This window comes from Candidatus Avelusimicrobium sp., from assembly GCF_050873505.1.
Lineage (GTDB): Bacteria > Elusimicrobiota > Elusimicrobia > Elusimicrobiales > Elusimicrobiaceae > Avelusimicrobium.
Genome location: NZ_JBNMIY010000018.1, coordinates 1 through 12806 on the forward strand (window position 1 = coordinate 1; position 12806 = coordinate 12806).

Here is a 12806-nt window from a genome sequence, read left to right on the forward strand (position 1 = left end):
ATAGAGGCAGTAGAGACCAATAAAGAACACAACCCTATAAATAATTTTTTCATTTTTTCTCCTTGTTTAGGCCTTTATATTTGAGCAAAACGGCCTTTTATACGCGTTTTTATACAGCGGATACATCCGGGTACGACCACTGCGATTTATCAAAATTTTAACAAAAAAAAAAAAACGAAACAACCCCTTTAAAAAGGACGACGGAAAACGACAACCAAAAACCCAAAAAGTAGATCTTGAAACAAGTTCAGGATGACCTACTTTTTTCGTAAAGTCTTCATTCCCGAGTGTCGTAGTCGGGAATCCGTTGTTTGTCGTTGTTGTTCTCTTATGAAACGACAGATCCCCGACTAAATTCCTCGGGGATGACGACATAACAACACAACAACGAGAGATCCCGGATAAAAACCTTCCGGGATGACGGCAAAAAGTGATACCACCAAGCCGTTATAAAAATAAAAGTCATCCTGAATTGCCGCCCTTACCGCTAGGCGGCACCCCGTAAGGTTTCTGTACGGGGTCCATTAATAGGTTTCAGGATCTACCGATTGTGTTGTTAGTTGTTGCTGTTGTTTTTAACAACCCATAAGATAGATTCTGAAAACCCTGCGGGGCACCAGTTCAGTATGCCACCCAAAAGCACAAAAACCACTTTCCGTACGCAAAAAGTGCATAAAAAAGCCCGGGGCAAAAAAATCTGCACCGGGCGTAAAATAAACCTACAACTTGCCGTTATTTAAGGGCTTCCAACATCGCGGGGATTACGTCGTACAAATCCCCCTGCACCGCATAATTGGCCACCTTCATCATCGGGGCTTCGGCGTCCTTATTAATGGCCACAATCACGTCGGAACCGCTCATCCCGGCCATATGCTGGATTTGGCCCGAAATACCGCACGCAATGTAAAGTTTCGGCTTTACCGTGCGGCCCGTCAAACCGATTTGGTAGCGGTAATCAATCCACCCGCTGTCCACCGGCGCGCGGGAAGCCGCCACGGCTCCACCCAAGCGGTCCGCCAATTTTTTAAGCAATAAAAATCCTTCCGCCTTGCCTACACCGCGGCCGCCGGCCACGATTACTTCGGCTTCCGAAAGGTCCAAGCCCTCGCCTTCGCTTTTGATAAATTTGATAAAGTGCGCAAGCGAGGTATATTTCGCCGCATCAAACGGGAATTTTACCACTTCGCCCGTGCGGTCCGCCTGCAAAGCGGCCTTTTCGTAAGACATCGGACGCAAGGAACACATCTCCGGGCGCGTGTGCGCACAGGTAATGGTAGCCATTAAGTTGCCGCCAAAGGTAGGGCGCGTGGCGTGGAGTTGCCCGTCCTCTTTATTGATAACCACTTCCGTGGCATCCGCGGTAAGCCCGGTGCCCACAAACACCGCCGTCTTGGCCGATAACGAGCGGCCCATATTGGTCGCCGGGAGCAAAAACTTGTTGGGCTTATACATTTCAATCATCCCCGTCAAGGTTTTGGCATAGATATCGTCCACATAGTTTTCCAAGGCCTTATCATCGCACACATACACCACGTCTGCGCCGTGCTCAAACAAATCCTTGGCAAAGTGTTCCACCTGATAACCGAGCAGCACCGCGCATAATTTTTCGCCCAAATCGTCGGCCAGTTTGCGGCCGGCAGTCAAAAGTTCCAGGGCGGTGGGGCTCAATTTACCGCGCTGCGCTTCGGCAAAAATCCAAACATTTTTAAAATCTTTCATATTCGTTTATCCTTAAATATACTTGGCATCCTTTAAAATTTTAACCAAATTAGCGGCCTTTTCCTTGCCGTTGGCGCCTTCTACGGCCACGGAGCAAACCTCGCGCTTGGGCACGAACGATTTTACCACGCGGGTGGGGCAGTTCTTCATCCCCAGTTTGGTTTTATCCGCGCCGATATCGTCCGCCGTCCATTTGGTAACCTCGGCCCGTTTGGCAAGCATACGGCCCTTTACGCTTCTTACGCGCGGGCTGTTGATTTCCTTTACCACGGACAGCACGCACGGGAACGGCAGTTCCACCACTTCGCTTCCGTCCTCGGTCAAGCGTTCCACGACGATAGATTTTTCTTTTACTTCCACCACTTTTTTAACAAACGCCGCGTTGGGCATTTTGAGCCAAGCGGAAATCTGCGGACCGATGTGGCCCGTGTCGCTGTCGTTGGTTTGTTTGCCGCAGATAATCAAGTCCACGGGGCGGATAGAGTTAATTTTTTCAATTCCCGTGGCCAAGGCGTAACTGGTGGACCAAGTGTCCGAGCCCGCAAAGGCCATATCGCCCAGTTGATAGACGTAATCCGCACCGCGGGCTATACTGTCGCGCAGGACGGCTTCGGCTTGCGGCGGACCCATTGTAATCACGGACACGACACCGCCTTCCTGTTCCTTTAAGGTTACGGCTTCTTCCAAGGCGTATTCGTCAAAGGGGTTCATCGCGCTGGCGGCGCCGGAGCGGATTAAGCACCCGGTGGCCGGGTCAATTCTTACATTATCGGATTTGGGGGTTTGTTTAACACAGGCTACAATGTGCATAAAAGTTTACTCCTCGTCGCCTTTGGCGGCGTATTCTTTAATAAGCGCCGTGATGATTTCGTTCTTTTGAATATGCACGGTGCCCTCGTAAATTTGGGTAATTTTGGCGTCGCGCATATACTTTTCAAGCGGGAAATCGCGCATATACGCCACCCCGCCGCAAAGCGTTACGCACTCGTCGGCCACTTCCATAGCCACGTTGGAGCAGAACAACTTGGCCTCGGCGCTGTATTTGGTCCAGCGCGCGCCCTTTAATTTTTTCAGTTCGTCGTGTACCGTGGTGCCGTTAGCCAGCGCGTTTTTGACGGCGGGCAAATATTCCGTATCCATACGGTGCGTGAGCGAATACACCAGCGCGCGGCCGGCTTCGGTCTTGGCGGCGAGTTCCGCCACCTTGTGGCCCAACGCCTGGAACGTAATAATCGGCTGGCCGAACTGCTTGCGCGTGCGCAAATAGGGAATCGTCTCATCCAGCGCGCCCTGCGCAATGCCTACGGCCTGCGCGGCCACACCGGGGCGGGAATAGTCCAAGGTTTCCTGCAAATAGAGCAGCCCGCGGCCCTCGCTGCCCAAGAGGTTGGCTTTCGGTACGCGGACATTTTCAAAAATCAGTTCGTAAGTAGGGTTGGAGCGGATACCCATTTTTTCCTCTTTTTTACCAAAGGAAAAACCGGGCGTGCCCTTTTCAATAACTAGTAGCGAAATACCGCGCGCCCCGCGGGCCGGGTTGGTATTTACGGCTACGGTGTAAAAATCGGCTTCCTTACCCGTGGAAATAAAGTGCTTGGTACCGTTCACCACATAAAAATCGCCGTCCTTAATGGCGGTGGTTTTTAAGGCGGTAGCGTCGGAACCGGCTTCGGGTTCCGTCAGGGCAAAGGCCCACAATTTCTTACCGGAGGCCAAATCGGGGCACCAGCGTTCGCGCTGTTCCTTGGTGGCGGCTAAAAACATCGGGATTGCGCCCAAGGCACTCGTGCCCGGCGTTAAAGCAAGCCCGGCGCACACGCGCGAAAGTTCTTCAAACGCCATAGCCAGGCAGGTAATCCCCCCGCCGAGCCCCCCGTATTCTTCGGGCAGCCACAAGCCCATAATGCCGGATTTTTTATATTCTTCCAGCATTTCTTTGGAAAACTGTTCCTTCGCGTCCATTTCGGCGCGCAGGGGTTTTAATTTCTTTTGAGCCAGTTCCCGGGTTGTATTGAGAACTTCCTGCTCCATTTCGTTCATTGCGTAATCCATTATTTATCTCCCTGAGTAAATTTTTTGGCGGGTTTGCGGTAGCGGCGGCGGAAAAAGCGCCGTTTGCCGCCGTTCTTTTTGGTGGGCGGAACCAAACTGCGGTACAGGCGTTCCTGCTTTTTAACCATTGTGGAAGCCGTAAATTCCGAAAAATCGCGGTGGTCAATCGCGGCTTCAAAGCGTTCGCGCAGGGCGACGTGGCGCAAGAGCACCTTTAACTTATCGGCAAAGGTGTTAATGTCGTTGGGTTTTACCAAAAAACCCGTTTTATTATTGGTAATCACTTCGCCGATACCGTCCACATCGTAGCAGACGGCGGGCACGCGCATTGCCATTGCTTCCAAGAGCGACATCGGCAACCCCTCGCGCAAGGACACGCTGGCATACACATCGCTGATAGCCAACAGTTCCATTGCGTCGCTTCTCCACCCGGGAAAGAGCACCTGCTTTTCAATCCCCAAGTTTTTAGCCAAATTTTCAGCCGTTTCTTTCAGCGGCCCCTCACCCGTAAAAATGAAATAGACGTTCTTCATTTGGCTGAGCACCTTGTAAGCGGCCAGCACAAAATGAATCGGGTTTTTAAGCGGTTTAAAATTAGCAAGCGCCAATACCACCTTGGCATTGGCGGGAATTTTTAAGGAAGCCTTTTTGGCGGCCGGGTCAAATTTTAGGGGCAAAATGGGGTTAAAATTAATCCCCGCGCGGATGAGTTCCGTCCGCACGCCCTTGCCGATGCCCAGTTGCTTGGCTTCGGCGGCGTTGCGGCGGGAAACAAACACGAGCACATCGGTAAAGCGCGCACAGAATTTTTCCACCGCCACAAAGAATTTGAACCGTCTTTCGCCGTGCTCCTTGGCAAATCCCAACCCGTGGAAGGTGTGGACCACCTTGGCTTTGCGCCAAAATAGACGCGCGGCAATGCGTCCCAAGACGCCTGCTTTGGGGGCGTTGGTGTGCACAATATCGGGTTTTACCTTGCGCAAAACGCGGCCCATTTGCCACACGGCCCACATATCGTGGAACACATAGCGCGGGCGGATATCGTGGCGCAAGGCGGAGATAAAAAATACGCGGCTGGTGTCGTTTTTCAGTTTAAAATCCAACCGTCCGCCGGGGCCAGCCGCCAAATACGTATCAAACTGCTGTTTATTGATGGTTTTTAGCGTAGTCAGCACGCTGGCTTGCGCGCCGCCTTGGTCCATACGGGTAATAAAGTACAGAATTTTTGTCTTTTCCATTTAATTAATCGTCCCTGTGGTGGTATTTAAGATACGGGCGTTGGGGAAGTAATATTTAATAATTCCTTTATAATCCATACCTTTCTTGGCTAAACCGTCCGCGCCCTGCAAGCACAGCCCATACCCAAGCCCCGTGTCATAACCGCGCACCAAGACGCTTTTGATATTTTTGCCCTTGTAGAGCGGTACAATATCAAACAGGTTGGAGCGCATCGTGCCGGCGCTTAAAATAAACGCGGCTTCCTGCGGGGTTTTGGCTTCGTACGAACCTTTGCTGCCTTCAAACCGTATGGACAAAATGCGCCCGTTAGGCGTTAGCGAAGTAGGCGTAATGGCACGCAATTTGCCGATATTTTGTTTGTAGGCGATACGGTTTTGAATCTCTTTTCCGTCGTAAACATACATCCACTTAATGCCGGACCATTGGGTCGGGTCCTGTGGGCGGGAAGATAAATCCGCCGGCGGATTGGATAAGAGGTATTTGCTTACGTTGGCGGGCGAGAAAATATAGCCCGGTTTGTCCGCGGTGTTTTGGATTTGGTCCGCGGACAGGACGCCGCAATCATCGTACGAGCCCGCCTGCGCCTGCGTGAGGCGGATTTTGGCGGACTCTTTGGAGGCGTCCAAAAGCGTTTTAAAGATAAGGTTAATCCCTTTAAACTTAAAATCGGTATCGTTATCGGTAATAAAATAGGGCTCGTTTTTATGTTCTTCCGCCGCCTGCAACAGGGCCGAACGGAGCACCACGGCAAAGGCTTCCAAGGCCGCCGGATGCGTAATGCTCTGCACGCGGGAGGCCAGCAGGGCCGGGATTAAATCTTCGGCGTTTGAATTATTGATAAGCATAAACCCGTCCGAAGCAGGCACGACAATGAGTTCGCCTTGCAACTCTTTATCGCTCAAATCCGCCGCAAAAATATTTTCGGCCTGTGCATTTTTGATAAGCAAAGTCCGCTCCGGGTGCACAAGCGAAACGGTAAACGGGCGTTTGGCGGAAAATTCAATATGCCCCTTGGCGTTTTGCAAGTCCACACCGCCCGTTTGCGGGTTAAACACAATCTGTTTGTCTATGTAAGACGGCACGCGCAACACTTCGCCCAATTTTTCATCCGATACTACCGCCGTGCCCGATGGCTGGAAGGAAATCGCCTGCAATTTTTGCGGCACTTGTTCGCGGTTGGCGTAGAGCGCCATTTTGATTTTTGGCGAGGGCGTAGAGGGCAGTTCGTGCACAATGGGCTGGTCCAAGCGCAAATAGAACAGATAATCAATGCTCTTGTTGCCGAACTCCTTGGAATATTTGGCGATTTTTTTGGCCAGTTGTTTATTATCCGGGTCCAAACTGTACAAGGTGGCGTAATACTGCCAAGAGCGGAGTTTGTTTTTATCCTTTTCGGATAATTTGGCAAAAAGTTCCGCGGCGGCATAGTTCTTGCTGTCGTGCGTTAAGGCCTGTTGCAAAAACACGGGGGCCAAATGGCGCGAAGCCTTCATTTCCGAGGCTATTTTGCCCAGCATATACGACACAAACGAAATATTATACGGGTTCGCCGTGTATAAGTATTGCCACTCGGCGGCGGATTTTTCTTTATTTCCGCTTAAATACCACGCCAGCGCGTTGCCCGTTTTGGACGAAGAAACATATTCAAAATCGGCGGTAAGGTACATTAAATCGTCAAACGATTTGCGCGCTTTTTTATACTTGCCTGCGGCTAAATACGTCCACCCGCGCGTAAGTTCCATAAAGGGGTCATCCGGGTTTAATTCGCACGCGCGGTTGATATACGATAAAGCCTGCTTGACGAGCCCGCGCTGTAAGGACAAAACGGACAGTTCCAAATTGGCCGCGGCGGCCAGTTTGCTGTCGGCGGCGTTTTCAAAGGTTTTATAGGAAAAATAACACTCGTCCGTTTCCCCCGCCGCGCACTTTTGGGCCACCTCTACCAGTTCCGGCGGCAAGGAATAATTTAACACACTTTTATGCAGGACGGTTTCGTTTAGTTTGCTGTCGGCGTGCTTGGCGGCCAGCGAGGATTTGCTAATCGTCTGCGCCGGCTGGACGGCAGTATCCGCCGCGGTGGTTTGCGCCAACGCCGTACCCAAGCCAAACAGCACAAAAAAGCCCGCAAAAAAAGTATGTTTCCTCATATACAAATTATACCAAATACAGTGCCCTAACGGACGGCACCCTAGCGGGCGGCACCCTGCGGGCCGCTACTTGTCCGCGCTCTTTTGATTTATTGGGCAACACTCTTTTTGTAATGTCGTAACTAAACGAAACGGCACCCTGCGGGCGGCTGATTTTCCGCACTCGTTTGATTAATGGAGCCACACTGTTTTTGCAAGGTCGCAACCCAAACGAAAAAGTAAAACAACAGATCCCCGACTAAAACACTCGGGGATGACAACCACGACAACAACGAGATCCCGGATAAAAACCTTCCGGGATGACGACAAAAAGACAGTTATAAAAATTGGGGTCATTCTGAACTGGCGGCCCGCAGGGCTTTCAGAATCTACCGATTGGGGCGTGGTCGTTGCCGTCATCCTGGAAAGTTGTAGTCCAGGATCCGTCGTTATTAAAATAAGGATTAGATACTGGAACGCTGCGCGCCGCACCCTAGCGGGCCGCACCAAAAGAAAAATCCACTTTATCAAACAAAAACCCCGGGGGAAAAGAAATCCTCCGGGGTAAAAAAACTGGCAACAACTTAACTTACTAATAAATGGAATTCCATTTGCGGGTGGTGAACGAAAATTCCACCCGACGGTTGGTTCTCCGTCCGTCGCTGGAATTATCCAGCGTCAGCGGTCTGTCCTTGCCGTAGGAGTGAATACGGATGCGCTCCGCATTTACCCCGCGGCTGACCAAATAAGCCTTCATCGCCGCGGCGCGGGAAGCCCCCAGCCAGTAGTTGTATTCCGCCGTACCTAACACGTCAGTATGGCCTTCCACAATCAAATGCAGGGACGGTTTATCCTTCATCACATTGGCTACCTTATCCAAAAAAGGATAGGCATATTCCGGCGGGCGGATAGAGTCAAATTCGTAAGTAATCGCGGGCAGGCGCAGGGTTTTAGCCATACGGGCTTCGCTCTGGTTATAGAGTTTTTCGTTCTTTTTGGCTTGCTCATCAATCACCGGGTCGCGCTTGGCAGGACGCGGAATATCCTCGTCGTTCTTTTGGGATGACGCGCACGCAAATAACGCCGCAGAACATAAGAATAATAAAAAGGTTCTTAATTTCATATAAAAATCCTCCTGTTTTGATTATAGCAAAAGCGCGCCTGGCGCGGATAATTTTTTATTTTCACACGCGTTATCCACACGCTGTGGACAACCTGTGGATAACTCCCCCGCCACTCTACACTTATCCCCCCAAAAGGGCCTTTTTTCGGGTTCCGGGGGCGCGCGGTTTTCACACCTTGTGGATAAGTCCGTTTTTCTGTGGATAACTTACCCATTGTATAGGGGGATAAAATAAAAAATCGGTTTTTTCCCGTCGGGAATTTGAAAAACGCCCCCTTTTGTCTATTTTTTAAACTTTTTCAAAAAACTGTTGACAAGTTTACTTTTTTTTGCATAAAAAGCCCTTTTTCGGGCATTTTTATTGTTTTTTAAGCGTAATTTTTGTGGAAAACGTGATTTTATCCACACCACCCTGTATTTTTACGCTCCCGCTCTCAGCCCCGGGCAGCATTTCCAAGGTGCCAAGCCCCGCGTTCCAGATTAAATACGGCGGACTAAACCGCACCACGGGCGGAACATAATCAAACAAAAAGCCGCCCTTTAAGCGCGCTTTTACGCGCAGGGCAACTGCACCGCCCGGCGCCAATTTATCGTCCGACACGCGGGCCTCCAAACGCTTTAAAGCCGCTTTATTGGGGGCGGAAAGCAAATACCCAAGCGGCAACGCGCTAAACCAATCTTTGTTATCCCCTCGGTACGACAGCGCAAAATCACGACCGTAAGTTTTATTTACCCGCTCCAAAGACGCTTGCGCCGCGGCCAGTTCGCTTTGGTTTCCCGCTACAAAAACGCGCGCGGACGGGGCAAAATTTTCCCAGTTTCCCGCTTCGGCTCCGGGCGAAAAAAGCGCTAGCGCGCCAAACAAATTAGGCTTATAAAAAAGTTCCTTGGCCACCTTGGCGGCCTTGTCTCCCTGCACGGCCAGCACGCGGCGGTTGGGCGCGGCCAGCGTTAAATAATTGGTATCAATATACGGCACCAACTCGCGCGCCAAAAAGCGCACGATTTTGTCCGCCTCTTTATAATCTTCCTCTTCAAAATTTACCGCCACCGCCAGCACCTGTTCCTTGGCGGCTAAGGCGTGGCCGGCTTCGGCCTGTTTGGGGCCGGGGCCAAACAAATACACCACGGGGTAACGCTTGGAAAGCGGCACAAATTCCTCGGGCAGAAAAACGGTAAGGGTATAGTCAGAACCCATAATTTCGGACGGGAAATGCACAAAGGTTTCGCGCCCGGGATTGATAATCAGGCGGGACTCCTCCGCCCAACATACGCCCGCACAAAGCAGGCAGAGCAACAAAAGAAATAGTTTTTTCATAGGGGTATTGTACCATATCCCCTAGGCCGGGGCCTAATTTTTATTGGGTCCAAAGACCCTTGTTTGCACGCAAAGAAACGGGTATTCTATTAATGTATAAGAATAATGAACTTTTGTGGGGTAAATATGAAAAACCAAACCAATCTGCGCTTTTTGCTGGCGCTAGGCAGTACGAAGATTGTTGTGCTGAAAGAAGAGGACAACTTGCGCTTTTACGCCAATAAAGAGAAAAACCGCTTTAAAGGTGGCGAAAACGCCGAACGCCTGATAGAAGCCTTTGCCGCAAATTAATTTTTTCTCCTCCTCCTTTCCCCGGGCTCAAAAACCCGGGGTTTTTTATGGTCCGGCGCGCGCGTATATAATGGTATAATAACAATATGAAAAAACACCTTTTACTAGCGGCCCTTTTATGCGCCGCCTTATCGGCTTCGGCCCAAAACTCCTTGCAACAAGCCTTACCGCTCTTGCAAAAAAATAACCGCACCGCGGCGGAAAACCAACGCGTCTTGCAACTCTTCCGCTCGTCCAAAGACCCCGACACCGTTTTTGCCGCCGGGGCCAGTTTGGTTAAAAATCCGCCCGCCAAGGCGCAGGAACCCGCCCTTTTTAACTTGGTTTTAAAGAACGACGACGCGCTCAAACAAACCTTTGCCGCCGTTATTATTACGGCGATGGGCGCGGTGTATGAGGAATTAACCCCCGTTTTACAAAACGCCCTGCAAAGCAAGGACCTGGTCTTGCGCGCGTACGCCGCCGGGGCTTATGGCATTATCAACCCCAACGACCAAAACTATGCGCTGGATATCGTGCGCCTGTACGCCTACGACCCGGCCTTTGCAGTACGCTCTTTAAACGTGCTGACGGACGACGCCAAAGCGCAACTGAAATATTTAAAGCAGGCTTCTGCCTCGGCTGATGATACCACGCGCGCCGCGGCCGCCGCTTGGCTGACCACCCTGCACAGCGAAGGCGCCGCCAAGCAACTTTTGAAAATGGCCAAGACGGAAACCGTGCCCGCCGTGCAGAGCCAAATTGCCACCGGGCTTGCCAAAAACCGGGATTACACCTTGTCCGCCACCGCAAAAGAACTCCGCCGCGATTACAATTCCCCCGCTTCGGCCACCTATGCGCTGGCACTCGGGTTTATGACCGGCAACGCCGTAGATACCGTCCGCCAAGGGCTGTTAAGCACCAACAAGAACGAGCGTATCAACGCCGCCCGCGCCGCCGCGTATATGGCGGGCGTATTATCCAACCCGGACGCGTTTACCTACACGTCGGACAGAGCCTTTGACACCAGGCTTTTAAAGAGTTTAATTCCGCAATTAAAGGTGCTTGCGCAGACGGGCGATGAAAATGTACGCATTTACGCGCAAAACGCGCTTACGCAAATTGAAAAATTAATGAACTGATATGCAACAACCTATTATTAAAGCCAAAAAGTTGGACCCGCGCGCATTGCTTCCGCACCGCGCGCACGCGACGGATTCGGGCGCGGATTTATTCGCCCTGGAACGCACGGTTTTGCCCGCGCATACGGTGGTAAAGGTTCGCACCGGAATTGCCGTGGAACTGCCGGAAAACACCTCGGGCATTATTTGGGGTAAAAGTTCGGTGGAAAGCAAGGGCATTAAGGCTATGGCCGGGCTCGTAGATGCGCCGTACCGCGGCGAACTGCTGGTGTGTATGTACAACTTAAACGACAGCGAATTTGTCTTTGAAGCCGGGCAAAAGGTTGCGCAGTTGGTGGTTTTGCCCACGCTGTACCCGTCGTTTGAAGAGGCCGCCGAACTATCGGACACTACCCGCGGCACAGGCGGTTTTGGCAGTACGGGCACCAAATAAGATAAGTTTTAGGTAAAAAAATACCCCGGGGGAAATTCCCCGGGGTGTTTTTTATTACCAACCTGCTTTATAACAATTCAAATCACACAAACGGGTAACAAGCCGTAAGTTACATTGTGCAATTCCGTTGTGCTGGTCCCAAATGTAGCATTGGCTTATTTGACAAATCTGGACACACGACTCAGCCCCACCACAAGTACCGTCGCTTGGGCAAACCTTTTCTATTGGTTTCCAACTAACATTTGCCGGGCCATTGGCCACTGGATAAAAACCGTTGCTTTGTCCGTTAGGAATATAAGTCAAACAATTTAAAGGCTGGGCCCCCGTTGCATTGCTTCCATCTCCCGCAATCCATAAATCACGTTCAGACGCTGTTCCTATGACATTAGCCCCAGTGTAATAGGCCAAATCACTCACATTTGGATAGACCGTATTTAGAGGGCCATTATTATCCGTACCGTTTTGGCGCTCGCAGGTATAACACGAGGTATTCTTCATAAGTTCAAACGCATTTTGTCCGCGCTTAGTGTAAATCTTATCCGCATAATAACAGCACGATGTAACATTATTCAGCACGCAGTTTTCGTATTCCGTAGAATCTTCATCATACGAAGAGCAGGCAGAACATCCGTGGAAAGGTTTTTGCTCCGCTTCGCCGCAGACCAAGTAAACTTCGTCTTTGTTCTTCAATTTGAGTTTTTGCCAACTCATCGTTTCCCCACTGCAAGCCGGGAATTTATAGCCAAACAAATTTAACTCGCTCAAATACATATTGTCCGCTTGGAGCGTATAACCTTGCTTATAATTGCCTACGCGTAAATTGGTTTCAAAATCAAAATCTGCTTCGCCGTTGCCACTGCCGATAATAGCAGTAGTGCCCACAATAGCAGGTGCGTCGTTAAGTTCCAGTTTTCCCCCGGCTATTTTTAACAAATTATTTACGCGCAAGGATTTACCCGTATTAAAGCCCTCATCGGTTGTGCAACCCAAATTCATTTGGCAAGCAGACGTTAAACCGATGTCCATTTGCTTGGTTACATCCACTTGACTGTATGCCACATACTTGACGGGGAAATACGTTACCATTGTCATTTTGTTGGCACCAGCGGCCATAGAGGCAGTAGAGACCAATAAAGAACACAACCCTATAAATAATTTTTTCATTTTTTCTCCTTATTAAGGCCTTTATATTTGCGCAAAACGGCCTTTTATACGCGTTTTTATACAGTGGATACATCCGGGTCGGCCACCGCGATTTATCAAAATTTTAACAAAAAAAAAAAACGAAACAACCCCTTTAAAAATAAGTCCTGCGGACGGCTTACCTTTTTCCCTCTTTTGACTAATGAAGCCACACTGTTTTTGCAATGTCGCAAACAAACGA

General features: G+C 50.4%; 12 protein-coding genes. 3 read left to right on the forward strand and 9 right to left on the reverse strand.

Features of this window, described 5'->3' with window-relative positions:
* Positions 1–732: 732 nt before the first annotated feature.
* The 7 genes from ACR0QV_RS07425 to ACR0QV_RS07455 all read right to left on the reverse strand — a co-directional run bounded on the left by ACR0QV_RS07425 (position 733) and on the right by ACR0QV_RS07455 (position 9577).
* Positions 733–1719 carry an electron transfer flavoprotein subunit alpha/FixB family protein gene (locus ACR0QV_RS07425; RefSeq protein ID WP_432635888.1) on the reverse strand — a complete coding sequence of 329 codons (987 nt, stop codon included), beginning with the start codon at positions 1717–1719 and terminating at the stop codon, positions 733–735.
* A gap of 12 nt (positions 1720–1731) precedes the next feature.
* Positions 1732–2529 (reverse strand): electron transfer flavoprotein subunit beta/FixA family protein, encoded by a 798-nt coding sequence (locus tag ACR0QV_RS07430; protein WP_432635890.1) that lies wholly within the window; start codon positions 2527–2529, stop codon positions 1732–1734.
* Positions 2530–2535: 6 nt separating this feature from the next.
* Complete coding sequence (locus ACR0QV_RS07435) at positions 2536–3771, reverse strand: acyl-CoA dehydrogenase family protein (RefSeq protein ID WP_432635892.1); 1236 nt, start codon at positions 3769–3771, stop codon at positions 2536–2538.
* Positions 3771–5009, reverse strand: a complete 1239-nt coding sequence (locus tag ACR0QV_RS07440; RefSeq protein ID WP_432635894.1) for a glycosyltransferase family 4 protein — start codon at positions 5007–5009, stop codon at positions 3771–3773. Before ACR0QV_RS07440 ends, ACR0QV_RS07435 begins: the two co-directional genes overlap by 1 nt.
* Positions 5010–7157, reverse strand: coding sequence for a hypothetical protein (locus ACR0QV_RS07445; RefSeq protein ID WP_432635896.1), 2148 nt, complete (start codon positions 7155–7157; stop codon positions 5010–5012).
* Between the two features lie 571 nt (positions 7158–7728).
* Positions 7729–8259: an OmpA family protein gene (locus tag ACR0QV_RS07450; RefSeq protein ID WP_432635898.1), complete on the reverse strand. Its 531-nt coding sequence runs from the start codon at positions 8257–8259 to the stop codon at positions 7729–7731.
* Positions 8260–8617: 358 nt separating this feature from the next.
* Positions 8618–9577 (reverse strand): alpha/beta hydrolase-fold protein, encoded by a 960-nt coding sequence (locus ACR0QV_RS07455; RefSeq protein WP_432635900.1) that lies wholly within the window; start codon positions 9575–9577, stop codon positions 8618–8620.
* A 126-nt stretch (positions 9578–9703) separates the two neighbouring features.
* On the opposite strand from ACR0QV_RS07455, the gene ACR0QV_RS07460 reads away from it, so the two are divergent.
* The 3 genes from ACR0QV_RS07460 to dut all read left to right on the forward strand — a co-directional run bounded on the left by ACR0QV_RS07460 (position 9704) and on the right by dut (position 11422).
* On the forward strand, positions 9704–9868 hold the full coding sequence (locus ACR0QV_RS07460; protein ID WP_432635902.1) for a hypothetical protein: 165 nt from the start codon (positions 9704–9706) through the stop codon (positions 9866–9868).
* An 86-nt stretch (positions 9869–9954) separates the two neighbouring features.
* On the forward strand, positions 9955–10989 hold the full coding sequence (locus ACR0QV_RS07465) for a hypothetical protein (protein ID WP_432635904.1): 1035 nt from the start codon (positions 9955–9957) through the stop codon (positions 10987–10989).
* A 1-nt stretch (position 10990) separates the two neighbouring features.
* A complete protein-coding gene (gene dut, locus ACR0QV_RS07470) occupies positions 10991–11422 on the forward strand; it encodes a dUTP diphosphatase (RefSeq protein ID WP_432635906.1) in 432 nt (143 codons plus the stop codon).
* Between the two features lie 54 nt (positions 11423–11476).
* Here the strand turns inward: dut and ACR0QV_RS07475 are convergent, their stop codons facing one another.
* Entirely contained in the window at positions 11477–12586 is a 1110-nt protein-coding gene (locus ACR0QV_RS07475; protein WP_432635908.1) for a hypothetical protein, read from the reverse strand.
* 21 nt (positions 12587–12607) lie between these two features.
* Positions 12608–12806: hypothetical protein (locus ACR0QV_RS07480; RefSeq protein WP_432635910.1), on the reverse strand; the 199-nt coding region annotated here is incomplete at its 5' end.